General features: G+C 69.2%; 25 protein-coding genes. 18 read left to right on the forward strand and 7 right to left on the reverse strand.

What is annotated here, in order from left to right; genetic code table 11:
- Positions 1 to 65 precede the first annotated feature (65 nt).
- A complete protein-coding gene (locus ACT3UE_RS04345) occupies positions 66 to 893 on the forward strand; it encodes a general stress protein (RefSeq protein WP_444555297.1) in 828 nt (275 codons plus the stop codon).
- Between the two features lie 103 nt (positions 894 to 996).
- Here the strand turns inward: ACT3UE_RS04345 and ACT3UE_RS04350 are convergent, their stop codons facing one another.
- Entirely contained in the window at positions 997 to 2559 is a 1563-nt protein-coding gene (locus ACT3UE_RS04350; RefSeq protein WP_444555298.1) for an aminopeptidase P family protein, read from the reverse strand.
- 58 nt (positions 2560 to 2617) lie between these two features.
- Between ACT3UE_RS04350 and ACT3UE_RS04355 the strand changes: the two genes are divergently transcribed.
- The 3 genes from ACT3UE_RS04355 (at position 2618) to ACT3UE_RS04365 (ending at position 5697) form a co-directional block, all read left to right on the forward strand.
- Positions 2618 to 3475: a PHP domain-containing protein gene (locus ACT3UE_RS04355; RefSeq protein WP_444555299.1), complete on the forward strand. Its 858-nt coding sequence runs from the start codon at positions 2618 to 2620 to the stop codon at positions 3473 to 3475.
- A gap of 376 nt (positions 3476 to 3851) precedes the next feature.
- Positions 3852 to 5546 carry a sodium:solute symporter family protein gene (locus ACT3UE_RS04360; RefSeq protein WP_444566294.1) on the forward strand — a complete coding sequence of 565 codons (1695 nt, stop codon included), beginning with the start codon at positions 3852 to 3854 and terminating at the stop codon, positions 5544 to 5546.
- A 19-nt stretch (positions 5547 to 5565) separates the two neighbouring features.
- On the forward strand, positions 5566 to 5697 hold the full coding sequence (locus tag ACT3UE_RS04365; protein ID WP_444555301.1) for a putative transporter small subunit: 132 nt from the start codon (positions 5566 to 5568) through the stop codon (positions 5695 to 5697).
- 141 nt (positions 5698 to 5838) lie between these two features.
- Here the strand turns inward: ACT3UE_RS04365 and ACT3UE_RS04370 are convergent, their stop codons facing one another.
- Both ACT3UE_RS04370 and ACT3UE_RS04375 read right to left on the reverse strand, forming a co-directional pair.
- Positions 5839 to 6666 carry a DNA-methyltransferase gene (locus tag ACT3UE_RS04370; protein ID WP_444555315.1) on the reverse strand — a complete coding sequence of 276 codons (828 nt, stop codon included), beginning with the start codon at positions 6664 to 6666 and terminating at the stop codon, positions 5839 to 5841.
- Positions 6667 to 6773: 107 nt separating this feature from the next.
- Positions 6774 to 8438: a DEAD/DEAH box helicase gene (locus tag ACT3UE_RS04375; RefSeq protein WP_444555302.1), complete on the reverse strand. Its 1665-nt coding sequence runs from the start codon at positions 8436 to 8438 to the stop codon at positions 6774 to 6776.
- A 391-nt stretch (positions 8439 to 8829) separates the two neighbouring features.
- On the opposite strand from ACT3UE_RS04375, the gene thiO reads away from it, so the two are divergent.
- From thiO to ACT3UE_RS04390, 3 genes are read left to right on the forward strand one after another with little or no spacing between them, the layout of a single operon-like run.
- Complete coding sequence (thiO, locus tag ACT3UE_RS04380) at positions 8830 to 10017, forward strand: glycine oxidase ThiO (RefSeq protein ID WP_444555303.1); 1188 nt, start codon at positions 8830 to 8832, stop codon at positions 10015 to 10017.
- Positions 10014 to 10262 carry a sulfur carrier protein ThiS gene (gene thiS / locus ACT3UE_RS04385; protein WP_444555304.1) on the forward strand — a complete coding sequence of 83 codons (249 nt, stop codon included), beginning with the start codon at positions 10014 to 10016 and terminating at the stop codon, positions 10260 to 10262. The genes thiO and thiS overlap by 4 nt, the downstream gene beginning before the upstream one ends.
- Positions 10255 to 11052, forward strand: a complete 798-nt coding sequence (locus ACT3UE_RS04390; RefSeq protein ID WP_444555305.1) for a thiazole synthase — start codon at positions 10255 to 10257, stop codon at positions 11050 to 11052. The genes thiS and ACT3UE_RS04390 overlap by 8 nt, the downstream gene beginning before the upstream one ends.
- A 25-nt stretch (positions 11053 to 11077) precedes the next feature.
- On the opposite strand, the gene ACT3UE_RS04395 is transcribed toward ACT3UE_RS04390, so the two are convergent.
- Entirely contained in the window at positions 11078 to 12541 is a 1464-nt protein-coding gene (locus ACT3UE_RS04395) for an RNB domain-containing ribonuclease (RefSeq protein ID WP_444555306.1), read from the reverse strand.
- A 79-nt stretch (positions 12542 to 12620) separates the two neighbouring features.
- On the opposite strand from ACT3UE_RS04395, the gene ACT3UE_RS04400 reads away from it, so the two are divergent.
- Together ACT3UE_RS04400 and ACT3UE_RS04405 are read left to right on the forward strand one after the other, a co-directional pair.
- A complete protein-coding gene (locus ACT3UE_RS04400) occupies positions 12621 to 13301 on the forward strand; it encodes a ferritin-like fold-containing protein (protein ID WP_444555307.1) in 681 nt (226 codons plus the stop codon).
- A gap of 43 nt (positions 13302 to 13344) precedes the next feature.
- Entirely contained in the window at positions 13345 to 13725 is a 381-nt protein-coding gene (locus ACT3UE_RS04405) for a 4a-hydroxytetrahydrobiopterin dehydratase (protein WP_444555308.1), read from the forward strand.
- A gap of 99 nt (positions 13726 to 13824) precedes the next feature.
- Here ACT3UE_RS04405 and ACT3UE_RS04410 read toward each other — a convergent pair whose 3' ends face one another.
- Both ACT3UE_RS04410 and ACT3UE_RS04415 read right to left on the reverse strand, forming a co-directional pair.
- Complete coding sequence (locus ACT3UE_RS04410; protein WP_444566295.1) at positions 13825 to 14052, reverse strand: DUF3107 domain-containing protein; 228 nt, start codon at positions 14050 to 14052, stop codon at positions 13825 to 13827.
- Positions 14053 to 14119: 67 nt separating this feature from the next.
- Complete coding sequence (locus tag ACT3UE_RS04415) at positions 14120 to 14701, reverse strand: TetR/AcrR family transcriptional regulator (protein ID WP_444555310.1); 582 nt, start codon at positions 14699 to 14701, stop codon at positions 14120 to 14122.
- A gap of 127 nt (positions 14702 to 14828) precedes the next feature.
- Here ACT3UE_RS04415 and moeB point away from each other — a divergent pair, with 127 nt between their 5' ends.
- On the forward strand, positions 14829 to 16013 hold the full coding sequence (gene moeB, locus ACT3UE_RS04420; protein WP_444566296.1) for a molybdopterin-synthase adenylyltransferase MoeB: 1185 nt from the start codon (positions 14829 to 14831) through the stop codon (positions 16011 to 16013).
- A 32-nt stretch (positions 16014 to 16045) separates the two neighbouring features.
- Here moeB and ACT3UE_RS04425 read toward each other — a convergent pair whose 3' ends face one another.
- Entirely contained in the window at positions 16046 to 17422 is a 1377-nt protein-coding gene (locus ACT3UE_RS04425; protein ID WP_444566297.1) for a glutamyl-tRNA reductase, read from the reverse strand.
- 191 nt (positions 17423 to 17613) lie between these two features.
- Between ACT3UE_RS04425 and hemE the strand changes: the two genes are divergently transcribed.
- The 8 genes from hemE (at position 17614) to hemL (ending at position 26498) form a co-directional block, all read left to right on the forward strand.
- Positions 17614 to 18684, forward strand: a complete 1071-nt coding sequence (gene hemE / locus ACT3UE_RS04430; protein ID WP_444566298.1) for a uroporphyrinogen decarboxylase — start codon at positions 17614 to 17616, stop codon at positions 18682 to 18684.
- Positions 18685 to 18768: 84 nt separating this feature from the next.
- Entirely contained in the window at positions 18769 to 20247 is a 1479-nt protein-coding gene (gene hemG, locus ACT3UE_RS04435; RefSeq protein WP_444566299.1) for a protoporphyrinogen oxidase, read from the forward strand.
- 64 nt (positions 20248 to 20311) lie between these two features.
- Positions 20312 to 21016 carry a hydrogen peroxide-dependent heme synthase gene (hemQ, locus tag ACT3UE_RS04440; protein ID WP_444555723.1) on the forward strand — a complete coding sequence of 235 codons (705 nt, stop codon included), beginning with the start codon at positions 20312 to 20314 and terminating at the stop codon, positions 21014 to 21016.
- The gene (locus tag ACT3UE_RS04445; RefSeq protein ID WP_444555724.1) at positions 21013 to 22230 is read left to right on the forward strand and encodes a ferrochelatase; all 1218 of its coding nucleotides are present in this window, start codon (positions 21013 to 21015) and stop codon (positions 22228 to 22230) included. The genes hemQ and ACT3UE_RS04445 overlap by 4 nt, the downstream gene beginning before the upstream one ends.
- Entirely contained in the window at positions 22227 to 23231 is a 1005-nt protein-coding gene (gene hemC / locus ACT3UE_RS04450) for a hydroxymethylbilane synthase (protein ID WP_444561461.1), read from the forward strand. Before ACT3UE_RS04445 ends, hemC begins: the two co-directional genes overlap by 4 nt.
- Positions 23232 to 24128, forward strand: a complete 897-nt coding sequence (locus tag ACT3UE_RS04455; RefSeq protein ID WP_444566300.1) for a uroporphyrinogen-III synthase — start codon at positions 23232 to 23234, stop codon at positions 24126 to 24128.
- Between the two features lie 70 nt (positions 24129 to 24198).
- Positions 24199 to 25188: a porphobilinogen synthase gene (gene hemB / locus ACT3UE_RS04460; protein WP_444555727.1), complete on the forward strand. Its 990-nt coding sequence runs from the start codon at positions 24199 to 24201 to the stop codon at positions 25186 to 25188.
- Complete coding sequence (hemL, locus tag ACT3UE_RS04465) at positions 25185 to 26498, forward strand: glutamate-1-semialdehyde 2,1-aminomutase (protein WP_444555728.1); 1314 nt, start codon at positions 25185 to 25187, stop codon at positions 26496 to 26498. The genes hemB and hemL overlap by 4 nt, the downstream gene beginning before the upstream one ends.
- Positions 26499 to 26630 lie beyond the last annotated feature (132 nt).

A 26630-nucleotide genomic window follows, 5' to 3' on the forward strand; every position in this document is an offset into this window, starting at 1 on the left:
GGCGCACCGGTTCACCGGGAGCGATAACACCCCACGTCCACGCGTTGAGGAGGCAGAATGGAAGCATGAGCCCAACAACCGGCACCAATCGGAACGCCTCCGCCCAACTGGGACCTCCCCGCGGGGAGATCCTGGGCCGCTACGACTCCTATCTGGATGCCCAGAAGGTGGTCGACTACCTGGCCGACCACGACTTCCCGGTCGCCGGGGTGAGCATCATCGGCAACGACCTGATGACGGTGGAACGGGTCACCGCGAAACTGAGCTACCCGAAAGTGGCGTTGGCGGGGGCCGCGCAGGGGGCTATGTTCGGCATCTTCGTGGGCCTGATCCTGAGCATCTTCGGTCCCGAAGGCGGACTCACCCAGATCCTTTCCTCGGTGGGGCTGGGCATGGCCATCTGGATGATCGTCGGGGTGGTCAGCTATTCGTTCCGCAAGGGGAAGCGCGACTTCTCCTCCTCCAGCCAGGTCATGGCCACCAGCTACGACGTCGTCGTCGCGTTCGAGCATGCCGCAGCGGCCCGTCAGATGGCCTCGAAACTGCCGATGAGCCGGGTCGAGGCCCAGCAGGTCACCCCCGCCTGGGCGCCCCCGCGCCAACAGGGCGGCCCGGCGGGCCCCGGCCCCGATGCCGGGACGCCGACGGGCGGCCCCGTGGCCCCGGCGCCGAGCCCGGCCCCGGGCGGAACCGGCCAGGACGAGGGGCACGGCACCTCCGAGGCCGGGACCGCCTCCGGTGCGGACACGGCACCGCGGTCCTCGACGTCGTACTCCGATCTGCCCGACGGACGTCCGCAGTACGGGGTGCGGGTCACCCCGGAACAGGAACCCGAGGCCCCGGCGGAAGGCGAGGACCAGACCGGCGGCACGGACCAGCAACCCCAGCCTTGACGCGCCCCGGGGCCCGGGGCAGCCGCCCACCAGTGGCGGAAAAGACCAAAGGCCGGTTCCTCCCCACGGGGAGGAACCGGCCTTCTTTGATCCGCGGCGGAGGCTACTGGGCGTCGGCCGAGTAGATTCCCGCCATCCAGGATTCGATGTCCTCGGCCGTGCGTGGCAGGGCCGCGCTGAGGTTTTCGCAGCCGTCGGCGGTGACCAGGACGTCGTCCTCGAGGCGGACGCCGATGCCGCGGTACTCCGCGGGGACGGCCAGATCCTCGGACTTGAAGTACAGGCCGGGCTCGATCGTGAAGACCATGCCGGGCTCCAACACGGCATCGAGGTACAGATCCCGCTTGGCCTGGGCGCAGTCATGGACATCCAGCCCGAGGTGGTGGCTGGTGCCGTGCGGCATCCAGCGGCGGTGGTGCTGTCCGTCGGGGGAGAGCGCCTCCTCCAGGGAAACCGGCAGCAGTCCCCAGGCGTCCAGGTTCTCGGCCAGGACCTTCAGCGCCGCTTCGTGCAGCTCGCGGAACCTGCGCCCGGGGCGGGCGACCTCGAAGGCGGCATCGGCGGCGTCCAGGACCGCCTGGTAGATCCGGCGCTGGACCTCGGAGTACTTGCCGTTCACGGGCAGGGTCCGGGTGATGTCCGCGGTGTAGAGCGAATCGGCCTCGACGCCGGCATCGAGCAGCAACAGGTCCCCGGTGTTCACCTGGCCGGAGTTGCGGATCCAGTGCAGGACGGTGGCGTTGTTGCCCGAGGCGGCAATGGTGTCGTAGCCGAGGTCGTTGCCTTCCTCGCGGGCCCGGGCGAAGAAGGCGCCTTCGACGACGCGTTCGCCCCGCTTATGCTCGATGGCGCGCGGGAGTTCGCCGACGACGTCGTGGAACCCGTTGACGGTCGCCTCCACGGCGGCACGCATCTGCTCGATCTCCCAGTCGTCCTTGACCAGGCGCAGTTCGGAGAGCGCTTCGGAGAGTTCGCCGTCGAGGCGGTCCGAGGCTTCGAGATCGACCCCGGTATTGATCCGGGAGGTATCCACCAGGGCGTCGCAGTTCGGATCCACATCACGCAGCAGCCGGATCCGCATCCCGCCGATCTCGGTGGCGCCGGCACCGGTGGTGATGGCCTCCTCCAGCTCGGCGTCGATATGCGCGGTGGGCAGTTCCAGCCGGGCCTTCAACACGTCGAGGGTCGGACGGGTGCCGATCCAGAATTCCCCGGACCGGGCATCGGAGTAGAACTCCTCGGTGTCGCGGCCGGCCATGGGACGGAAGTAGAGGGTCGCCCGATGGTTTCCGCCGTCGTCTCCAGCGCCTTCCTCGGTGGGTTCCAGAAGCAGGACGGCATCGGGTTCGTGGTCGACGCCGAGCCCGGTGAGGTGGGCGAATCCGGAGTGCGGGCGGAAACGGTAGTCGGTGTCGTTGGAGCGGACCTTCAACGGTCCGGCCGGGATGACCAGGCGTTCACCGGGGAACTTGGCCGAGAGGGCGCGGCGCCGGGCGGCCGCATAGGGGGCCACGGCGTCGGGGCCGGGGGAGGTGGCTTCGGTGGAGGGGGCCCACTGGGACCCCATGAAGTCCTTGAAGGCCTGCGAGGACGGGCGCTGTGAACGGTTGTTCACGCGTTCCTCGAGTGGTTGATCGCTGCCGGGGGTGTTGTTCGCTTGAGTCATCACCGTTCCATGTTCTCAAAGCCGGGCCGATACACCAAGGCGCCGGTAGGCTGGAGGAATGCTGATCGATCTGCATGCTCACTCGAATGTCTCCGACGGGACCGAAACCCCGTCGCAGCTGATGGCCGCGGCGGCCGCCGCCGGCCTGGACGTCGTCGCGCTGACCGACCACGACCAGACCTCCGGATGGGCCGAGGCCGCCACCGCTGCGCTAGAGACCGGCGTGGGGCTGGTTCCCGGGATGGAGATCTCCTGCAAGACCGCCCGCGGGGTCAGTGTGCACCTGCTGTCCTATTTGCACGACCCGGGCCATGGGGAATTGTTGGTGGAGATCGACAAGGCGCGTGATGCGCGGATCCACCGGGCCCGGAAGATGGTTGAACTGATCTCCGAGGACTACCCGATCACCTGGGAGGCGGTGGGGGAGCAGTCCGCCCCCGGGGCGACGTTGGGCCGGCCGCATATCGCCGATGCCCTGGTCGCGGCCGGGGTGGTGTCGAGCCGAAGCGAGGCCTTCGCCACCGTGTTGACCTCGCGATCGCGTTACTACGTGGGGCACTACGCCGTGGACCCCGTCAGGGCCGTCGAACTGGTGCGGGCCGCCGGGGGAGTACCCGTGTTCGCCCACCCCATGGCGGAGCTGCGTGGCCGGGTGGTCGAACCGGAGGTCTTCGACGAGATGATCCAGGCCGGTCTGCTCGGGCTGGAGATCGACCATCGGGATAATTCGGACCAGGGGCGCCGGTTCCTGCACTCGCTCGCGGCCCGGCATGATCTGATCGTGACCGGTTCCAGCGACTACCACGGGACCGGCAAGCCCAACCGGCTGGGTGAGAACTCCACCAGCGTGGACATGCTCCGACGAATCCTCGAAGCAGGCACCGGAACCGCCCCGGTGGGGATGCCGAAAACCTGACTCATCAGTCACCTGGATTTCCGGCTGGCGGGAATTACCTCCGCACTCTGATAGTGTCACCGACGTAGGGGGTTGCTCCAGGCAACCTTGTCGAGCACGAATCCGAGTGCTTGGACGACCCCCGGTTCCACGGGAGGCCCCACCATGGCCTCCGCCGTTTGAGTGGCCTTGACCCGAAAGCCGGGTAGCCGCACGCGCCGCGCCAACAGCGGCCCTGCAGGTCCGGTTAGGTCCGGGTGGAATGCGCGCCTTGAATGCGTCCGCACCGGACGAAGCCCGCCTCACGGCGGCGTGGCAATGGCGCCCGTTAAACCGGGCCGGCGCGCTGCGACCAGGGGAGGCATCCGGTGGCCGACCCCGTGAGAAGAGGAGCAGCATGACACCGAATGGTGCGGAGCTCCAGCAGCTGAGTGGATGGCTAGTCATCGGGCTGCTGGTGTTTTTTTACGGGGGGACATTCCTGATGACCCTCGGGATCAGCAAGAAGAAGGAAAACGCGGACGGCTACATGACCGCGGGCAACAACATCGGCTTCGGCATCTCCGCGGCGAGCATGACGGCCACCTGGATCTGGGCCTCGTCGATGTATGCCTCGGCCACCTCCGGCTACACCTACGGCATTTCGGGCCCCATCCACTACGGCCTCTGGGGCGCCTTGATGATCCTGTTCATCTACCCCTTCGGCAAGCGCATCCGCTCCGTGGCGCCCCGGGCCCACACCCTGGCCGAGGTCATGCACGCCCGGCACGGCCGAGGCAGCCAGCTGATGCTCGCCGGCTCCAACGTCGTCGGCAGCCTCATCAGCCTGACCAGTAACTTCATCGCCGGCGGTGCCTTGATCGGCCTGCTTTCGCCCTTCAGCTTCCAGCAGGGGATCCTCACCGTCGCCGCCGGCACCCTGCTGTATTCGCTGTGGTCGGGCTTCCGTGCCTCCGTGTTGACCGACTTCGCGCAGGTGCTGGCCATGCTCGGCGCCGTCGTGGTCATCATCCCGGTCGTGTTCTTCGCCGCAGGCGGGACGAACATGTTCGTCGAGGGGGCCGCGAACGTGACCCCCCAGCAGGGGAACTTCTTCTCCTCCGAGGCCTTCATGAACCAGGGCGCGCCCTACATCGCGGCGGTGCTGGCCTACGCCATCGGCAACCAGACCATCGCCCAGCGGCTCTTTGCCGTGCGCGAGGACCTGATCAAGAAGACCTTCGTCACCGCCACCGTCGGCTACGGGGCGACCATCATCGGCATCGGCATGCTCGGTGTCATGGCGCTGTACCTGGGCATCACCCCCACCGGCGGGGACCTGAACAACCTGATCCCCGAAATGGCAGCGACCTACCTCGGACCCGTGTTGTTGTGCCTGTTCCTGGTGATGATCATCGGGGCGCTGTCCTCGACGGCAGACTCCGACCTGAGCGCCCTGTCCTCGATCATGATGGCCGATATCTACGGGCAGAACGTGGCCCAGAAGGGCGAAGTTAACCCGAAGACCATGCTCCTGGTCGGCCGCGTCTCCATGGTCCTGGCCACCGGCGCCGGGCTGTACTTCGCCAGCGGGGCGTTGAACATCCTGGACCTGCTGGTCTTCGTCGGCGCCTTGTGGGGGTGCCTGGTCTTCCCGGTCATCTCCAGCTTCTACTGGAAGAAGGTCACGAACATGGCCTTCGTGACCTCGGTGATCGTCGCCCTGGCCATCTTCATCCCCGTGCGTTTCTCCTGGATCCCCGTCGACGGGCTCTGGGGCTACACGGTCGACGTCTTGTCGATCGTCGGGGTCGGCGTGGTGCTCGGGCTGATGCTCTTCGGCTTCTTCGGCGGCCGGGTGGCACGGATCGGTGGCATCATCGCGACCCTGGCCGTTGCGCCCTTCGCCTTCGGGCACCTGCACGACTACGCGGTCCTCAGCGGATCGCTCGTCGCCTACGCGGTCTCCACGGTGCTGTGCTATGTGATGTCCGCCCGGTCCTCGATGGAATTCGATTTCGACACCATCAAGGACACCGTCGGCGATTTCGACCCGTCGGATCGGCTGGCAGCGGCCCAGACCGACGTCGATGCCGCCGAAACGCATTCCTGATCCTGAAGGAGGAAACGACATGGAACCGATGATCCTGACCGTGTACATGCTCATCTGGCCGGTGATCGTGGCCGGAACACTGTTCGTCATCGCGCGGGCCTTCCTGCGCGAATGGCGCCAGGCACGTCGAGACGACCGCACGATGGTCTGACCCGTTCTGGGGGGACCCCACGCTCCGGTGCCCTGCGGGGTGCCGGAGCCGACGGCCGCCGGCACCACCAGTACTCCTGGGGTGCCACGGCCGTTTCGTGGTTAACGGCGTCGACCGGTCGAGGCCGGGGCGGCGCATTGGTCAGCTCCGGCGGAAATCCGTCTGCTCGGGCAGGCGCGTACGCATGGTGTCGATCGCCGCGGGATTGGCATCCACGCAGACGAACCGCCGATCCAACTGGGAGGCGGCGGCCCCGGTGGTCCCGGACCCGGCGAAGAAGTCCAGCACCCAGTCTCCCGGGCGGCTGCTCGCGGCGATGATCCGGCGCAGGATGCCCACTGGCTTCTGCGTGGGATAGCCGGTCTTCTCCTTGCCGGTGGGCGAGACGATGGTATGCCACCAGACATCGGTGGGCAGCTTGCCGCGGGCCGCCTTCTCGGCAGTGACCAGACCGGGAGCCATATAGGGTTCGCGGTCGACCTCGACGGAATCGAAGTGGTACCTCGAAGGGTTCTTGACGTAGACGAGGATGTTGTCGTGTTTGGCAGGCCAGCGGCTCTTGGACCGGGCGCCGTAGTCATAGGACCAGATGATCTCGTTGAGGAAGCACTCCCGGCCGAAGATGGCATCAAGCATCACCTTGGCGTAGTGGACCTCACGGAAATCCAGGTGCAGGTACAAGGTGCCGTCGTCGGCCAACAGCCGCCAGGCCTCGATCAGCCGCGGTTCCAGGAAGGCCCAGTAGTCATCGAAGGCGTCGTCGTAGCTATGCAGGGCCCCCCGGATGGTCGAATAGCTGGCGCCCTTGAACCCGACCCGGTCACCGGTGCCATCGGTGTTGCGGACCATCGTGGTGGCCTGGCGGGACTGCTTGCGCCCGGTGTTGAACGGCGGATCGAGGTAGACCACGGTGAACGCGCCATCGGGCAAGGTGGGCAGGAAGTCGGCGTTGTCGGCCTGGACGACCAGATCGGGTCCCTCCGGGGACCATGGGTGCTCGGACCCGACACGGGTGGGGACCCCGGCCGATCGGCCGGGGTCCCCACCGGAGGTAGGCGTGGTGGCGCCCACAGGTGCTACTCGGACTCGTTGCGGTTGACGACCTCGCCGTGGTGCCGGCGCGTCCGCGAGCGGCGGCGGCGTGCCGGACGGGCCGCCTCGTCGCTGGTGGGTCCGGTCTCGGCGGGCTGGCGGTTCGTCTCCCCGGTGGCTTCGCGGTTGGGACGGTCGGAGCGGCCGTGGCCGCGGCCCCGACGCCCGGCGCCGTCCCCACCGGATTCCGAGCCGCGGCTGCGACCGCGTCCGCGGCCCGCGTCGCGGCCCGAGCGGGAACCGGTTCCCCGGCCCTTCTCGCGCTCTGCCGGACGTTTGCCGGTTTCGCCCAGGTCCTCGAGCTTCTCCCCGGACAGTCCCTGGAGCTTGCGTTGGTTGCGCGGCAGCCGTCCCTTGGTCCCGGCCGGGATGCCCAGATCGGTGAACAGGTGCGGTGAGGAGGAATAGGTTTCCACCGGATCGGCCTGGTCCAGTCCCAGGGCCTTGTTGATCAGGCCCCAGCGGGGGACATCGGACCAATCGACGAACGTGATCGCGGTCCCCTTCTTCCCCGCACGGCCGGTGCGGCCGATCCGGTGGAGGTAGGTCTTCTCGTCCTCGGGGCACTGCAGGTTGATCACGTGGGTCACATCCTCCACGTCGATGCCCCGGGCGGCGACCTCGGTGGCGACCAGCACGTCGACCTTGTGGTTGCGGAAGGCGCGCAGTGCCTGCTCGCGGGCGCCCTGGCCGAGGTCCCCGTGGATCGCGCCGGCGGCGAAACCGCGGTCGATCAGTTCCTCGGAGAGCTTGGCGGCGGAGCGCTTGGTCTTGGTGAAGATGATGGTGCGTCCGCGGCCTTCGGACTGCAGGATGCGGGCGACGACTTCGTCCTTGTCCAACTGGTGGGCGCGGTAGACGACCTGGCGGATGTCCTTCTTGGTGATGCCGTCGTCCTCGGGGTCCGCGGCACGGATATGCGTCGGATGGGACATGTAGCGGCGGGCCATCGACACGACGGCGCCGGGCATCGTGGCCGAGAACAGCATGGTCTGGTGCACGGCGGGGATGGCGGCGAGCAGCGTCTCGACGTCGGGCAGGAAGCCCAGGTCGAGCATCTCGTCGGCTTCATCCAGGACCACGATGCGGATGTTCTTCAGGTTCAGGTACTTCTGCTTATGCAGGTCGATCAGACGCCCCGGGGTGCCGACCACCAGTTCGACGCCCGCGGTGAGCTGCTCGATCTGCGGCTCGTAGGCGCGACCACCGTAGATGGTGGCGATGCGGGCATTGCGCTTGGTCGCGGCCTTCTGGATGTCGGCGGAGACCTGGTTGGCCAGTTCACGGGTCGGAGCCACGATGAGGGCCTGAGGTGCGCCGGGGCTGGGCAGCTTGTCGTAATCGGGGTCGTCCCGGCCGATGACCCGCTGCAGGGCGGGAATGCCGAAACCGAAGGTCTTGCCGGTGCCGGTCTTGGCCTGCCCGATGATGTCGTGTCCGGCCAGCGCGACCGGAAGGGTCATCGACTGGATCGGGAACGGGTGGATGATGCCGGCGTCGGCGAGGGATTCGACGATGTCCTCGCGGACGCCGAAGTCTGCGAAGGTCTGTTCGGGCAGCTCATGCGGGGCATCCTCGCTTGCGAGGAGACCGTCGACCGGAAGTTCGATGGTTCCGGTGTCGTCGGTGAGTTGTTGCTCAGTATTCAATGAAATCTCATTCGTTTAGGCGCCGGGGCTCGGTGTGCTCGACGTCCTCTGAAAACGGAGAGCGGAGTCCACCGCAGCAGCGGCGCGTCCAGCGGAGCCGATCGCGGGCTAACCAGCGCGAATGAACGCGCAAAAGGTGCAGGTTCGCTGGGAATTCCTGCCAAGTAAATGCGTCTGGTACGACCGGGCATCCTTGTCTACCCCTCCAGTCTACCGTGCCGCGACATAATCACCGCTTCGACCCGGCGACCGCGCGTGGCGTGCGTTAGGCTGGAACCGAACCACGGGAGCCCGCAGACGGGCTGAGAGGGCGCTGCGCCGCAGATGCGGTACCGAGCGCCGACCGAGACACCTGATCCGGATCATGCCGGCGGAGGGAAGGTAAAACAGTATGCATTGTGCGGTCATCGGCGCCGGCATCGTCGGCTTGTCCATCGGCTGGGAACTGGCCCGCAGCGGATACCGTGTCACCCTGATCGATCCCGAACCCGCCACCGGGGCCACCCATGCCGCGGCGGGGATGCTCGCGGCCGTCACCGAATTCCACTACCAGGAACAGGGCCTGCTGGGACTCTCCGTTCCCGCCGCCGACGCCTGGCCCCGGTGGGCCCGGGAACTGGAAGCAGCCAGTGGCCGACCCACCGGCTTCGAGGCCTGCGGCACGCTGGTGGTTGCCGCCGACGGCGCCGATCGAGCCGATCTCTCGGCGCTGGCCGAGGCCCAACGCACCGTCGGGTTGGGGATCGGGGAGCTGGGCACCGCGGCGGCCCGCGAAGTCGAACCGCTGTTGGCCCCCCGGCTGGCCGGGGCCTTCCGGGCCCCCGGGGACGCACGGACCGACCCGCGCCGCACCGCAGCCGCCTTGCTGGCCGCCCTCGAACTCGAATCCGGTGTGAGCGTGAACCGCCGGCGGGCCACCGGCGTCGTCGCCGGAGCACACGGGCCCGTCGTCCAGACCCTGGGTCCCGACGGGGCCCGGGAAGACCTCGAAGCCGATGAGGTCATCCTGGCCACCGGGACCGGAAGGACCGGAGAGCGCGGGGGAGCGGGGGAGCGGATCAGTGGATTGCCGGCCTCGCTGCGGCTTCCGGTCCGCCCGGTCTTCGGCGATGTGCTCAGGATGCGCCCGACCGCCACGGCCCCGCGTCCGGCCGGCTCCACGGTGCGCGCCCTGGTCTCCGGGCAACGGGTCTACATCCTTCCGCGCCGCGACGGGGAAGTGGTCGTGGGGGCCACCGAACGCGAGGACGACCAGCCCGGCATCAGCGTCGAGGGCGTGCACCGGCTGCTACGTGACGCCCTGCGGGTGATGCCCGCCCTGGCCCACTATGAACTGGTGGACCTGACGGCCCGGGCCCGTCCATCAACCCCCGACCACCTGCCCCTGCTCGGACGCATCGGCCCCGGACTGCTGGCCGCCACCGGATTCCACCGCCACGGGGTGCTGCTCAGTGTGGCCGCGGCAGCCACCATCCGCGGGCTGATTGGCCCGGTGCCCGGGGCCACGCCGCCGAGACCACCCCCGGCCAGCCTCGACCCGACCCGACTGGCACCCTTCGACCCCTGGAGATTCTCATGAACGACACCACGCCCCCACTGATCCTGAACGGACAGGCCGAACCCCACGCCGCCCTGAGCGTGCTGGAGCTGATCCAACGCGAAACGGGCCTGGCGCTGGGCGCCGATGGCCGCACGAGCGAGGGAACGAGCCCCGGGCTGGCCGCCGCGGTCAACGACGAGGTCGTTCCCCGCTCGGCCTGGGCCCGGACCCGGTTGCAGCCGGGGGACCGGATCGAACTGCTCTCGGCGGTGCAAGGTGGGTGAAGGTGCGGGAACCGACGACCTCCTCCTGGACGGAACCCGCTTCGGCTCACGGCTGATCACCGGGACCGGCGGTGCCCCCGGGCAGGACGTGCTCGAAGCCGCCCTGCGTGCTTCCGGAACCGAACTGACCACGGTGTCGATGCGCCGCCACGCAGTGGTCCCGGGCACCGAATCGATCTTCGCGTTGCTGGGACGGCTGGGCATCCGACTGCTGCCGAACACCGCAGGATGCCATACCGCCCGTGAAGCGGTCCTCACCGCCAGGATGGGCCGCGAAGCGGTGGAGACCGACTGGGTCAAACTCGAGGTGATCGCCGACGACGAATCACTGCTGCCCGATATCCCCGAACTCCTCAAAGCCACCGAGGAACTGGTGGCCGACGGGTTCAAGGTCTTCGCCTACACCAACGACGACCCGGTGGCCGCCCAACGACTCGAGGACCTGGGCTGCACGGCGGTCATGCCGCTGGGGGCACCCATCGGCACCGGCCAGGGGATCCTGAACCCGCACAACATCGAATACATCGCCTCCCGGCTGACGGTCCCGGTGGTGCTCGACGCCGGGATCGGCACCGCCTCGGATGCCGCCCTGGCCATGGAACTGGGGTGCGACGCCGTGTTGTTGGCCACCGCCGTCACCCGGGCCCAGGATCCCGCCCTGATGGCCGAGGCCTTCAGGCATGCGGTGCGGGCCGGTCGACTGGCCCAGCGGGGCGGGCGGATCCCGCGTCGGCCCATGGCCCAGGCCTCCTCGAGCATGCAGGGACGGGCGGAGTTCCTGCTGGGCTGAACGGGTGGGGCCGCCGGCCGGTCGTTTAGTCGATCCTGAACAGTACGGTGCGCCGGTCGATATCGGCCTCGATCAGTTCGGCCTGGACGCGTTCGCCGGCTTCGGCCCGGCCCAGGAAGCGGGCGTTGACCGCCGGGTCCAGAAGCTGCAGGCGCCCGCCCGGGGCCTCACCGTTCTCCCGGGCCCTGGCCGCCTGCTCGGCGGTGGTGCCATTGAGGGTGATCGCATCGAATTTCTCCCCGATCCGGTCCGAGAGCAGGGCGGCCTCGACGGTATCGATGGCTGCCCGTTCGGCGGTTCCCGCCACCTGGTTGGAGGACTGCATCAGCTCCGGCAGCAGGACAAGGGCCCGGCGGATTCCCGCAGGAACCTCGGCTCCGCGGACCAGATGCTCGCAGACGACGAGGCTGAACCGGTCCACCAGCCGGCGCAACGGGGCCGTGGTGTGCGCATAGGGGGCAGCGATGGCCGCCTGGATCCGTTCCTCGGGGGCTTCGCCGTCGAACGCGGTATACCCGGCCCCCCGGAAGAGCGAGGTGGCGGCATGCATGATGGCCAGCTGACGGGGCTCGGTGACATCGAGCGAGCGCAGGAACTCCCCGTAGGGGACCCCGTCGCGCCAGGGGGTCCCCAGGGAGGCGGCCTGGCGGCGGAAGGCCGTGGACCCGTGCTCATCGGGGGCGGGCATGGTCCGCAGGATCCCGATCCCGCCCTCGAGCATGATCCGGGCGGCCTCCATCCCGGTCAGCAAGGAGATCTGCGCATTCCAGTCCTCCACCGGCAGGGCCGCCCGGACGGTCAGGCAGGGGACCCCGTCCTCGTCCACCTCGACCTCCTGCTCGGGGATGCGCAGGCTCGCCCCACCGCGCTCGCGTTCGGCCTCGATGCGCTTGAGCCCGACTTCCTTCAACAGTGCCAGCGACTCCGAGGCATGCCCCTCGTCGATCGAGGCCTGGACCCCGGCGTAGTCGAGCTTCTGCCGACTGCACACCGTGGCCCGGAGGAGCCCGGTCCGGCGCACCAGTGCCGCCGCATCCAGGTGGAACGTCCAGACATAGGCGCCACGGCGTTGCCCGGGCAGCAACGAGCCGGCATCCTCGCTGATGATCTCCGGGTGCAGGGGCACCCGGTGGCCCGGCAGATACAGGGTCTGTCCACGGTGCCTGGTCTCGGCGTCGAGGGCGCCGCCCAGCTCGACCAGGGCCGGGACATCGGCGATGGCATAGCGGACCACATAGCCCTCCCCGTCACGGGCGAGGTGGACGGCCTGGTCGAGATCGGTGGAAGCGGCCGGATCGATGGTGACGAACTCGATTTCCGTCAGATCGTGGTCGGGCAGGACCAGGGAATCGATGGCGGTCCTGGCCTCGGCCAACGCCTGCGGGGGATAGTCCCCGGGAAGCTCCAACGCGGACACCACCGAGTCCAATGCCTGGACGAGACGGGTCTGCGCGGCATTGGTCTTCAGCTCAAGGGGTTTGTGCACCACGGATTCAGCCTAACCACAACATGGAAGGAAACCAGCGCCCGGGCCGGGGAGGAACCGTGCCGGAGGTAGGCTGGCCTGCATGACCGAGCTGCCACCGCCGACCCTTGACGACGCGACCCGAGCCCGGGCCGAACTGGCCCTATGCGGGCTGATGGCCTACCGGGAACTGACCGCGTTCGAACGCCTGTCCTCCGATGCCCGCTTCTCACCGACCATCATCGACCGGGTGGCGCTGGCCCGTCTGGCGGTCCACGAGTTCGGGCACTACGAACGGGTCGTGGAGGTCATCACCTCCCGGGGGGCCGAGCCGACGGATTCCATGGAACCGTTCGTGGCCTCCATCGATGCCCTGCACGATCGCACCCGCCCGGGGGACTGGTACGAATCCCTGATGAAGGCCCACGTCATCGACTCGGTCTCGGGGGATTTCTATGTTGCCATCTCCCGGGGCCTGGATCCCGACGTCCGTGGACTCGTCCAGGAGGTGCAGGCGCTGGACGCACAGAACCAATGGCTCCACGAACGCCTCCAGGAAGCCCTGGCGGAAGATCCCCGACTGGCCTCCCGCTTGGCGTTGTGGGGACGGCGGCTGCTCGGCGAGGCCCTCACCCAGGCCCGCAGGATCGCCGATAGCGGCCTGTTCAACGACGCACTGATCACCGAGGCGGATGAGGCCGGGGAGGAACCCCTGGGCGTCTTGTTCGCCCAGCTCGTGGAGAACCATTCACGCAGGATGGCCGCCTTGGGGTTGACTGCCTGAGCCGCTCGCACGAGCATGGGCCCAGGGAGCGAAAGGAGAGATCATGACCGATCCATCCACCGGCCCGGGCGACGGCGTCCTGACCGGTACCCAAATCAATGAGGCCTTGGCCGGGCTGCCGGATTGGCGGCATCGACGAGGTGCCCTGGTGACCGCCTATGCCTTCGAATCCTCGGCCGCGGCCATCGGGTTCATCGCCGCCGTGGGGGCGATCGCCGAGGAACGCAACCACCACCCCGATCTGGACTGGCGCTACGACACCGTGTTCCTGGCGGTGTCCTCCCATGAGGCAGGCAGTCAGGTGACCGGCCAGGACACGGGCTTCGCCGAGGCCGTCTCCCAGGCCGCGACACGGGACGGCGGGAGTGCCGAACCGCAGCGACACCCGGCCGTGCACGAAGGGAACGATGGCGAGAACCCCTGACGGACCGCAGGATTCCTGACCACGGCGACGCCGGGCCACGAAAAACGGCCGGCCCCGACGTCTACCGTCGGGGCCGGCCGTTGCTCGGCATGCGGCCTGCTAGGCCTGGGCGGCGAAGCCCACGCGACGCGGTTCCTCGGCGCCGACCTCGACATAGCCGATGACACCGGCGGGAACGATGACCTGGCGGCCCTTGGAATCACTGAGCACCAGATCGGTGGATCCGCTGATGGCATCACGGACGGTCTGGGTGACCTGCTCCGTGGTTTCAGCCGATTCGATGACAACCTCGCGGGCAACATTCTGGATTCCGATGCGCACGTCCATGGTGGCTCCTCTTAAGTCGGGGTGGGCGCCTGAAGCGTCGCCCATATACGTCAGGGTCAAATCTACGTCAGGATTCCTTCGGGAACCGAGCGATTCCGCGCCAAGCTAAACGCGAGACCAGGTCGCTGGCCTCGTCGAGGTCGACCTCGCCCTCCAGCTCGAGCCAGTAGCGGGCCGCGACCTGCGCCATGCCGGACATGGCCCGGCCCAACAGCACCGCTTGGGCCTGGCTGAGCCCGGTGTCCTCGGCGATGACCCCGGCGATGGCGTCGGCGAAACCGGCGTTGAACGTCTCCAGACGCGAACTGACGGCGGAATCATGCATCAGATCCGATTCGAAGACCAGACGGTGGGCCTGGCTGTCCCCGGCGATGAAGCCGAAGAACTCGCGGATGGTCGCCTGGACCCGCTGCTTGTTGTCGGTGGTGGAGGCAATGGCCTTGAGCAGGCGTTCGGACAAGGCCTGCAGGTGTTCGTCGAGCAGCGCGAGATAGAGTTCGCGTTTGCCCGGGAAGTGCTGGTAGAGCACCGGCTTGCTGACCATGGCGACATCGGCGATCTCGTCCATGGCAGCACCATGGTAGCCATGGGCCACGAAGACCTGGTGCGCGGCCTGAAGCAATTGCCGCCGTCGCTGGTCCCGCGGCATCCGAGGGGTCCGCTGGGAATTTTCTGGACTGCGCTCCACTGCCTGCCTTTCCTCCGCAACGTCGTCGTCGTTACGGATGGAGTCATTCTACCCATGGGTATTCCGTGGCTGGGACTAGGCTGGGAAAATGCAGGACGCGATACGAACAGCTCCCGGCCCCCTGGTCGAACCAGCAGCCGAACTGGGCCCGGACGAACTCAAACGGTATTCACGGCACATCATCATCCCCGAGGTCGGTCTGGAGGGACAGCGACGACTGAAGAACGCCCGAGTCCTGGTCATGGGCGCCGGCGGGCTGGGCTCTCCGGCCCTGCTCTATCTGGCGGCCGCCGGTGTCGGGACGATCGGGATCGTGGAGGACGACACGGTCGAGGTCTCGAACCTGCAACGCCAAGTCATCCACGGCGTGTCCAATCTGGGGCAGGGGAAGGGCGAGTCCGCCCGGGAGAGCATCGCCGAGATCAACCCGTTCACCGACGTCGTCCTGCACGAGGTGCATCTGGACAGCACCAACGCGTTGGAGGTCTTCGCCGATTACGACCTCATCCTGGACGGCACCGACAACTTCGCCACCCGCTATCTGGTCAACGACGCCGCAGCGATCCTGGGCAAACCCTATGTCTGGGGTTCGATCCTGCGTTTCGACGGCCAGGTGAGCGTCTTCTGGAACGGCCAGGGCCCCACCTATCGGGACCTGTACCCGGAGGCCCCGCCGGCCGGAAGCGTCCCCTCCTGTGCCGAAGGCGGAGTCTTCGGGGTGCTGTGCGCACAGATCGGGGCGGTCATGGCCGCCGAGGCCATCAAACTGATCACCGGGATCGGTGAGTCCCTGCTGGGCCGGGTGCTCATCCTCGACGCCCTGGCCATGAACTGGCGTGAAATCCGTTTGCGGCCCGACCCTGAGACCGTCCAGCCCACCGAACTGCTCCAGGACTATCCTGCCTTCTGCGGGATCGCCCCGGCCGAGGCGACGGAGCGTGAACTGCCGACGATCGATCCGCTGGGACTCCGCGATCTGCTGGGGGAGCGGGCCGCCGGGAGCAGGGACTTCGTGCTGCTCGATGTCAGGGAAGCAGGCGAGGCGGAGATCGTCGCCATCGACGGAGCCGAACTGGCCCCGCGCGGCCAGGTCCTCGGGGGAGACATCGACGTGCCCCGGAACAAGGACGTGGTGCTGCACTGCAAATCAGGCGGACGCTCCGGCGAAGTACTGGGCTATCTGCTGGACCACGGCTATGACAACGTACGGCACCTATCCGGGGGCATCGCCGCCTGGGTCGAGCAGGTGGAACCCGGGAAGTCGATGTACTAGGGCCCCGGCCGCGAGGCGGCCCGCGGAGGCCGCTAGGCTTCGCGGCGTCCGGGGCAGGGGGCGCCGTCGGTGCCCGTTGCCGGCAATCCCGCCGGGCCGGTGACCGGATCCGCGGGCCGGGGCTGCTGCCCGTCCCCGGGGCCCCGGGCCACGGGGACGTCCTCCAGCTCGATGCCGAAGAGCGTGCCCAGGGCGTCCTCGACATCGCCATGCCGACCCTCGGCGGCCAGGTCCCTGGCCCTCACGGTCGGGACATGGAGGAGCTGGCGCATCATGCGGCGCATGGCGAATTCGACTTCCTCGGCGGCAGCGGTGCACCCATGCTGGGCGCGGACCTTCTGCACTTCGGTCTCCAGGACCTTCTGGGTGTGCTTGCGCAGCGCGACGATCGCGGTATCGGCACTGCGCTGGCGCTGCTGACCAGCGAACTTATCTGCGGCATCGGTGACGATGGCCCGTGCCTGGGCCACGGCCTCCGACTGTTCGGCGGGAGCGGCCATGCGCACCGACTCCAGGGTGATCAATTCGACGCCGTCCAGCTCGAGGACATCGGGGTCCACATCGTGGGTCAGTGCCAGGTCGATCGCGACCAGGGGCCTGCCGTTCCGATCCAACGCCCGCAGCTCGGCCGCATCGATGCGCACCCCGCCGCCGCTGCAGCCGATCAAGACGTCGGCCTCACGCAACACGGTGGGCAGGGCAGCATCGTCGATGGCCGTTCCGCCGCGGGAGGCGGCGAAGACATCGGCCCGGCCGGAGGCCGAATAGACGGACACCTCGTGGGCGCCGCGTTCCTTCAGCCGGGCCATGGTGGCCCCGGCATAGGCGCCGGTGCCGAAGATGACGACGTTGAGGTCCGCCCAGCTGGTGGTGGCCGAAAGGTCCTCGGACAGGTCCAGGGCCACCGAGACGATGGACAGGCCGCGCCCGCCCAATGCGGTGCGGGTCCCGACGTCCTTGGCGGCCCGTGAAGCACTCTGGAACAACCGGACCAGGGATCCGGAGGCCGTGCCGGTGGCCTGGGCATCGATGAGGGCCCGTTTGACCTGTCCGGCGATCTCACGTTCGCCGATCACCGCCGAATCGAGTCCGGCGCCCACGGCGAAAAGGTGGGAGACGGCGTCGTCCTCCGTCTTGGTCTCCAAGGCCTGGGACACCTGCTCCTCGGCCAGCCCGGAGGCGGCGGAGATCTGCTCGATGACTGCCTGGCGTGCTGCGGGAACCTCGTCCTGGCCGGGGGCCTCGCAGTAGACCTCGTAGCGGTTGCACGTGGACAGGACGACGGCGCCGGAGACCGGGGTGGTGCCGTCGAGCACGGCAGAAGCGACCCCGTCGGAGGCGGCGCTCAGCCGGGCCACCGTTTCGAGGTCGATATCAGAATGGGAGGCGACAAGTGCTAGGAAAACCACAATGTCCAACATCGTACCTCCGGAGCGCCCTCCAGGACACGCAGGCTGCCCTAACCTCCGGGCCCGGTTCCCCCGGAACGGCGGGCGGAAACAGGTTTTTTACGAGTCGTAGAACGTGTCGTTGGCCACGAAGGTCCCGCGCGCGCATCAAGGATTAGCGGTTCGGTGGGTGGACTTGGCAGAATGAGAGCATGACCTTGAGCGCTAGCCACCCGTTGATGGATGGGCGTACGTCCACATCCGATCTCATCACCACCTACCGAGGCGGGGTCCCCACCCGGCGCCCCGTATGGTTCATGCGCCAGGCGGGACGCTCGCTTCCCGAGTACCGCAAGCTGCGCGAAGGCGGGAACATGCTCGACTCCTGCCTGGACCCCGCGATGGCTTCGGAAATCACCCTGCAGCCGGTGCGCCGCCACGGGGTGGACGCGGGGATCTTCTTCTCCGATATCGTCATCCCGCTCAAGCTCGCAGGAGTCGGCGTGGACATCGTCCCCGGGGTCGGCCCGGTCCTGGACGAACCGGTGCGCACCGCGGCCGACGTGGCCCGGTTGCCCCAACTGACCGATGCCTCGCTGGATCCCATCCGGGAGGCCGTGGCCCTGACCGTCGCCGAGCTGGGCAGCACCCCGCTGGTCGGCTTCGCCGGGGCCCCGTTCACCGTCGCCGCCTACATGGTCGAAGGCAAGCCCTCCCGCGACCATCTGGGCCCGCGCCGGATGATGCACAACGATCCGCAGACCTGGAACGCCCTGGCCGAATGGGCCGCGGAAGCCTCCGGCGCGTTCCTGCGCGCCCAGCTGGAGGCAGGTGCCAGTGCCGGGCAGCTCTTCGACTCCTGGGCCGGAAGCCTGTCGCTGGCCGACTACGAGAAGTTCGCGGCGCCGTCCTCCACGCTGGCCTTCTCCCGGGTCAAGGACCTGGGCGTGCCGCTGGTGCATTTCGGCACCGGGACCGGTGAACTCCTGACGGCCATGCGTGACTGTGGTGCCGACGTCGTCGGGGTGGATTACCGGCTGAGCCTGGCCGAAGCCAACCGCCGTCTCTCCGGGGGGAACGTGCTGCAGGGCAATATCGACCCGGCCCTGCTGACCGCCCCCTGGGAAGTGCTCGAAGCCCATGTCCGGGACGTCCTGGCCTCCGGCGAGGAGGCTCCCGGGCATGTCGTGAACCTCGGCCACGGGGTGCCCCCGGACACCGAGCCCGAGGTGCTGACCCGGATCGTGGAGCTCATCCACTCCATCCCGCCGACCGCCGGCTGACGCCGTGCACACCTGACGGTCAGGACACGGGGCGATAATGGTGGGGGACCCTGGGCGGGTCCCCACCGCGGAAAGGACGTAGGGATGACGCAGGCCGGGCAGCTAGCCGGTACTCCGGGCCACGCCTCGGCACCCCGCGCGATCGTGGTCGGGGGAGGGATCTCCGGGCTTGTGGCGGCCCGTGAACTGTCCTTGACCGGACACCAGGTCGACGTCTTCGAGGCCTCCCCCCGCTTCGGCGGGGCCGTGGCCAGCCACCAGGTGGCCGGGCTGGACCTGGATGCGGGGGCCGATTCCTTCGCTGTCCGCTCCACCGCGGTGGCCGATCTGGCCACAGAACTCGGACTGGGAGCATCGCTCCAGTCGCCGAACCCCGCGGGGTCCTGGCTCTACCACGCCGTCGACGGCGCCAAACGCGGCGGCCCCCGCGCCATGCCGATGCCGGCCACCGCCCTGCTCGGCATCCCGGCGGATCCCTGGGCCGAGGACGTCAAGACGGTGATCGGTGCCGCGGGGTGTGTCCGGGCCGCCACCGATCTGGCCATGCCGGTGACCCGCCGCCAGGCCAAGGAACCGATCAGCCTGGGCGAGCTGGTGGCGGCCCGGATGGGTCAAGCCGTCCTGGAGTCCCTGGTGACCCCCATCGTCGCGGGGGTGCACTCGGCCGATCCGACGACCCTCGACGTCGATACGGTCGCCCCCGGTCTACGCGCCGCCATGGCCGAGCACCATTCCCTGGCCCGGGGAGTGGCTGCGCTGCGCGCCTCCGCCCCGGCGGGATCCGCCGTCGGCGGCCTGGCCGGGGGCATGCACCGGCTGACGGGGGCCCTACTGGCCGAACTCGATGCCGCAGGAGCCCGATTGCATCCCGGAACCCCGGTCGTCTCCATCGCCCGGGCCGAACCCTCGCACGATCCCTCCGAGGACGGCTGGGACGTCACCGTCGAAGGGCGCGAGACCCCTGAGTCCGCCGACCGGCTGGTCATCGCCACCCCCGGACCCGCAGCAGTGGACCTGTTGGCCGGGCTGTTGCCCGATGCCGCGGCCCTGCGCCCGAAGACAGGCCATGGCATCGCCCTGGTGACGTTGGTCGTGGACCAGCCCGAGCTCGATGCCGCCCCGCGGGGTACCGGGCTGCTCGTGGCCCCCGGAACCCCCGGGATCCGGGCCAAGGCACTGACCCATGCCACTGCCAAATGGGAGTGGCTCGCCGATGAGGCGGGACCGGGAACGCATGTGCTCCGGCTGTCCTACGGCCGGCTGTCCGATGCCCCCGGCACGATCCCCGCCGACGACGCCGTCCTGCGTGATATCGCCATCGCCGATGCCTCCGCCCTGTTGGGGGTCCCCGTCTCGGCAGCGGACGTGGTGGGGTGGGACGTGGTGCGTCATGACGCGGCCCTGCCGTTCGCCACCACCGGCCACCGGGACCGCGTCGAGGCCTTCCGCACCGCCCTGGCCGGTCATCCCGGCCTCGAGGTCGTCGGCGCCTGGCTGGCCGGCACCGGGCTGGCCTCCGTCGTCGCCGACACCAGGGCCCGGACCTCCATCACCGCCAGTTGACCCCGGCCGAGAGGCCGCCTAGACCCCATCGAAATATCCAGCAGCAGAAAGTTGAGGCCACACCGTGAGCCAAGCACCTTCCACCACCGAAACCGGCACCCCAGACGCCCCGGAGGAAGAGCTCTTCTATACCCTGTGGACCGTGTTCAAGCGCGATTCCGACCTGGACCGCAGTGAAGGCGTCGAGGCCTTCGACGCCCTCGTCGCCGAACTCGCCGCCGCCGGCGTCGTGCTGCGCGGCACCTACGACGTGTCGGGGATGCGCAACGACGCCGACATCATGGTGTGGTTGCACGGGTCCACCCCCGATGACCTGCAGGCGGCCGTGCGCAAGATCCGCCGCACCTACCTCTTCGCCGAAACCACCCTGGTCTTCTCCGCCATGGGCGTGCACCGCGACGCGGAATTCACCAAGAACCACTCCCCGTCCTTCGCCCTGGGCAAGGAGCCGCAGAAGTGGCTCTGCTTCTACCCCTTCGTCCGCTCCTACGAGTGGTACCTGCTCGAGGGCGAGGAACGCGGCAAGATGCTGCGCGACCACGGCATGCTGGGCCGGGACTTCCCGCAGGTCCAGGCCAACACCGTCGCCTCCTTCGCCCTGGGCGACTGGGAGTGGCTGCTGGGTCTGGAAGCCCCCGAACTGATCGACCTGGTCGATTTGATGCGCCACCTGCGCTACACCGAGGCCCGCAACCATGTCCGCGAGGAGATCCCCTTCTACACCGGCAAGCGCATCAGCTCCGCCGAGGTGGCCGAGGTCCTGCGATGAGCCGGCCGAACGAGCAGTCCTTCGACCCGCGTGAAGGCTACGACGCCGCGGGGCGGATGGCCCCCAAACCCTATGACGCCATCCTGCTGGCCTCCTTCGGCGGGCCCGAAGGCCAGGAGGACGTGATTCCGTTCCTGCGCAACGTCACCCGGGGCCGCGGGATCCCCGACGAGCGGCTCGAAGAGGTCGCCACCCACTACCGGGCCAACGGCGGCATCAGCCCGATCAACGCGCAGAACCGGGCGTTGAAGTCGGCGATGGAGGCCGAACTGGCCTCCCGTGGGATCGAGGTCCCCGTCTACTGGGGCAACCGCAACTGGGACCCCTACATCCCCGAAACGCTGAAGCAGCTCCACCAAGACGGACACCGCCGGGTGCTGATGTTCTCCACCAGCGCCTATTCCAGCTACTCCAGCTGCCGCCAATACCGTGAGGACCTGGGCGTGGCCTTACGCGAAACCGGGCTCGAGGGCATCCTCGAGGTCGATAAGGTCCGCCAGTACTTCGACCACCCGGGATTCGTGGACCCCTTCGCCGAGGGGCTCTCCGCCGGACTGGCCGACGTGCGCTCCCAGCTGGCCGAGGCGGGCACCCCCGACGCCCCGGTACGGGTCGTCTTCGTCACCCACTCCATCCCGCTCTCCGACGCCGAAGCGGCCGGCCCCCGCGATCTGGCCCCCACCCTGGACACGGACGTGTATTCGGCCCAGCACCTGGCCGTGGGCCAGGCCATCCTGGCCCAGGTCCCCGAGGCCGCAGGGCTGGAGCATTCACTGGTGTTCCAGTCCCGTTCGGGCTCCCCGGCCACCCCGTGGTTGGAACCGGATATCAACGACGCCCTGGCCGACTACCGCCAGGAAGGCACCGGCGGCGTGGTCGTGGTCCCGATCGGCTTCGTCTCTGACCACATGGAGGTCCTCTGGGACCTGGACACCGAGGCCAAGGACACCTGCGCGGAACTGGGCCTGGCGTTCAACCGGGTGGCCACCCCGGGCACGCACCAGAAGTTCGTGCGCGGCATCGTGGACATGGTCTCCGAACGCCTGGCGGGACCGGACGGCACGGCCTTGCTGCAGGGCCGGGAGAGCGAGGTGGCCCTCGGCCCCTGGTTCGACGTCTGCCGTCCCGACTGCTGCTCCAAGGTCATGCGGGACGGCACGATCAAACCGACCATTGCCGCGGTGGACTCCGAGGTGGGGGTGCCCGCATCGTGAGCGAGGAACTGAACGGACCGGGCCCGGCGTCGGAGCCGGGCTTCCGCGTCGGCACCCGGGGGTCGGCACTGGCGATGACCCAGACGAGGACCGTCGCCGACGCCCTGAGCGCGGCCTCCGGACAGGGCCATGAACTGATCCGGGTCAAAACCGAGGGCGACGTCACCTCCGGCCCCTTGTCCCAGCTGGGAGGCACCGGGGTCTTCGCCGCGGCGCTACGCATGTCCTTGCTCGAGGGCGGCTGCGATGTGGCCATCCATTCGCTCAAGGACCTGCCCACGGCCCAACCCGGGGACCTGGTCATCGCGGCCACCCCGACACGGGTCGACGTCCGGGACGCGTTATGTGCCCGGGACGGACTCCGGCTCGACCAGCTCCCGCACGGAGCCAAGGTCGGTACCGGATCCCCGCGTCGTGGCGCCCAGCTGAAGGTCGCCCGGCCCGACCTGCAGATCGTGGGCATCCGCGGCAACGTCGGCACCCGGCTGGGCCGGGTGGCCGGTTCGGCCACTCCCGAGGACGACGGCGGTGTCGGGCGTGGGGTCCAAGGCGACCTGGACGCCGTGGTCCTGGCTGCCGCGGGACTCGAACGGCTGGGCCTGGGCGAACACATCACCGAGTACCTGGATCCGGGGATCATGCTCCCGGCCCCCGGTCAGGGCTCCTTGGCCGTGGAGGTCCGCGCCGGGGGTACCGGCAACGCCGAGGTCGACGCGGCCCTGAAGGTCCTGGACGATCCCGAAACCCGGATGACCATCACCGCCGAACGGGCGCTGCTGGGTCGGCTCGAGGCCGGTTGCTCGGCCCCGGTCGGCGCCCTGGCCCGCATCGTCGACGGCGAGCTGACACTGGATGGTGTCGCGTGTGCCCCCGATGGCAGTGAATGGATCCGTCGCAGCGCCACCACCGGGCGCCTCGACCTCGAGGGGGCGCGCACCCTGGGGATCCGGCTGGCCGAGGAACTGCTCGACGCCGGAGCCGCCCGGATGGCAGGCCTCTAGGTGCCCGAACTCCAGCGGCTGGCCGGACGGTCCGCGCTGCTGTTGCGCAGCGCGGACCGGGCCGCGGCCACCGTGGCCGAACTGGCCTCCCGCGGCGCGGCCACCGTGCTGTGCCCGCTGATCGACTTCGAACTGCCGCAGGACACCACCGGGGTCGACGACGGGCTCTTACGCCTGGCCGAGGGGGGATTCGACTGGCTCCTGCTCACCTCCCGCACCACGGTGCTGGCCTTGCAGCAACGCTGTGCCGCGCTGGGCCTGGGCGGAACCGGGATCCCCGTACCGGAACGGACCCGGATCGCCGTCGTCGGCGAGGCCACGGCCCGTGCCGCCGGTGCGGCGGGACTGACCGTGGACTTCGCGCCCGCCGGCGACCATTCGGCGCGTGGCATGCTGGCCGAATGGCCGGCGCCCGCCCGCCCGGGGCCCGCAAGCGATGTCTTCATGCCGCAAGCAGATATCGCCTCCACCACCCTGGCCGACGGCATGCGCGAATGGGGTGTCGACGCCCTGGTCGTCACCGCCTACCGCACCGTCGACGCCCCGGCCGAGGCGTCCCGTCGGCTGCACGCCGCAGACGCCGAACCGGTACCCGCCCCGCTGGTGGAACCGGCGGCCTTGACCCGGAGCGGGGGCGCCCCCGCCGCAGTGGACGCCGTCCTGTTCACCTCCCCGAGCATCGTCAGACGCTATCTGGGACTGGTCGGCACCCCACCGGATCGGGTGGTCGCCATCGCGATCGGGGACTCCACCGCCGAGGAGCTGCGTCGCAACGGCTGGGAGCCGGCGGCCATCGCCGCCACCCCCACCCCGGTTGGACTGGCCGACGCCTGGGAAACCGCCGTGCATGACCCGTCGCCCCCGGGGAGCCCCGCCGGCACGCCCGGCTCCGACTGACCCCCCCGAACCCCACCCGCAGACCACGAACGCCCCGCACGCCATCCGGGGCAGAAAGCTGAAGGCCACAATGTCTTTCCCCGCCCACCGGCCCCGCCGGCTACGGACCACCCCCGCCATGCGCCGGCTCGTCGCAGAAGTCGACCTGGCCCCCCGCCACCTGATCCTTCCCACGTTCATCCGGGAGGACCTCACCGAACCACAGCCGATCAGCTCCATGCCCGGGGTCGTGCAGCACACCACCGATTCGCTCAAACGCGCCGCCGTCGAAGCCGTCGAACTGGGGCTGGGCGGGTTCATGATGTTCGGGGTCCCCGCCCGACGCGATGCCTCCGGAAGCGCGGGGATCGACCCCGACGGGGTCCTGAACCGCGCCATCGCCGACGTGCGGGCCGAGGTCGGCGACGACATCGTGATCATGTCCGATCTCTGCCTGGACGAATTCACCGACCACGGGCACTGCGGGGTCCTGGACTCCGAGGGTCGCGTGGACAACGACGCCACCCTGGCGATCTACGCGCAGATGGCCGTCGCCCAAGCCGAGGCCGGGGCCCATATGGTCGCCCCCTCGGGAATGATGGACGGCCAGGTCGCCGTCATTCGGCAGGCCCTGGACGGGGCCGGGTTGGCCGACACCTCGGTGCTGGCCTACGCGGCGAAATACGCCTCGGCGTTCTACGGGCCCTTCCGGGAGGCCGTGGATTCGCAGTTGAGCGGGGACCGGCGTACCTACCAGATGGATGCCTCCAACCGTCGGGAAGCCATCCACGAGGTCGAACTGGATCTTCAGGAGGGCGCGGATCTGGTCATGGTCAAACCGGCCATGAGCTACCTCGATGTCCTCGCCGACGTCGCCGCCATGTCGCCGGTCCCGGTCTCGGCCTACCAGATCTCCGGCGAGTACGCGATGATCGAAGCCGCCGCCGCCAACGGCTGGATCGACCGTCGCGCCGCCGTCACCGAATCCGTCCTGTCGATCCGCCGTGCCGGCGCCGACACCGTCTTGACCTATTGGGCCGCCGAACTCGCCGGCTGGCTGAAGGAAGGAAACCACGCATGAGCACCTCACAGGAACTCTTCGACACCGCCCGGGGTCTGATGCCCGGGGGAGTGAACTCCCCGGTCCGGGCCTTCGGCTCGGTCGGCGGCGTGCCCCCGTTCATCGTGGCCGCCGACGGCGCCCACCTCACCGATGCCGACGGGAACGACTACGTGGACCTGGTCTGCTCCTGGGGCCCGGCCCTGCTGGGCCACAGGCATCCCGCCGTCCAGGAAGCCGTGCACGCCGCGGTGGATCGTGGCCTGTCCTTCGGGGCCTCGACCCCCGACGAGGCAGGACTGGCCCGGCTCGTCAGCGATCGGGTTCCCGCCGTCGAACGCCTGCGCATGGTCTCCACCGGCACCGAGGCGACGATGACGGCCGTCCGGCTGGCCCGCGGCTACACCGGCCGCGATCTGATCGTGAAGTTCGCCGGTTGCTACCACGGGCACCTGGATGGACTGCTGGCCGCAGCCGGCTCCGGTCTGGCCACCCTGGCGCTACCCGGTTCCGCCGGGGTCACCGCGGCGACCGCTGCCGAGACCCTGGTGCTGCCCTATAACGACGTCGCCGCCGTCGAGGCGGCCTTCGTCAAGCACGGGGAACGCATCGCCGCCGTGATCACCGAGGCGGCGCCGGCCAACATGGGGGTGGTGACCCCCTCCGAGGGCTTCAACGCCGCCCTGTCGCGGATCACCGCCGCCCACGGATCCCTGCTGATCCTGGACGAGGTCCTCACCGGGTTCCGTACCGGACCCGGCGGCTATTGGGGCCTGACCGGGGCCGGAGAAGGCTGGACCCCGGATCTGTTCACGTTCGGCAAGGTCATCGGCGGTGGACTGCCGACCGCCGCCCTGGGCGGCCGGGCCGAGGTCATGGACCACCTGTCCCCGCTGGGCCCGGTCTACCAGGCGGGAACCCTCTCCGGGAACCCGGTGGCGATGGCCGCCGGCATCGCGACGCTGACCCATGCCACCGCCGAGGTCTACGCCCACGTGGACGCCCGCAGCATCGAACTGCAGGCCGCGGTGCGGCAGGCGTTCGACGGCGCCGGGCTGGACCATTCCATCCAAACCGCCGGGAACCTCTTCTCCGTGGCCTTCGGGACCTCCGAGCACGGGGTGCACGATTACGAGCAGGCGCAGGGCCAGCAGGCCTTCCGCTACGCCCCGTTCTTCCACTCCATGCTGGACTCCGGGGTCTACCTGCCCCCGAGCGTCTTCGAGGCCTGGTTCCTCTCGGCGGCGCATGACGACGCGGCCATGGAACGCATCATCGGTGCCTTGCCGGCCGCCGCCCGGGCCGCCGCGGCAGCGGTGCCGCAGGCATAGAGGCACGCCGGTCCACCCCGGTGGAGACCGCACACACAGGCGGGGGGGGGGGGGGGGCGCCGCGGGGGGGGGGGGGCGGGGGGGCGCACGTTGCGGGGCCCGCGGCCCGGGGGGCGGGGGGGGGCTGATGGG

It is taken from the genome of Arthrobacter sp. 179, from assembly GCF_052379645.1.
GTDB lineage: Bacteria > Actinomycetota > Actinomycetes > Actinomycetales > Micrococcaceae > Arthrobacter_H.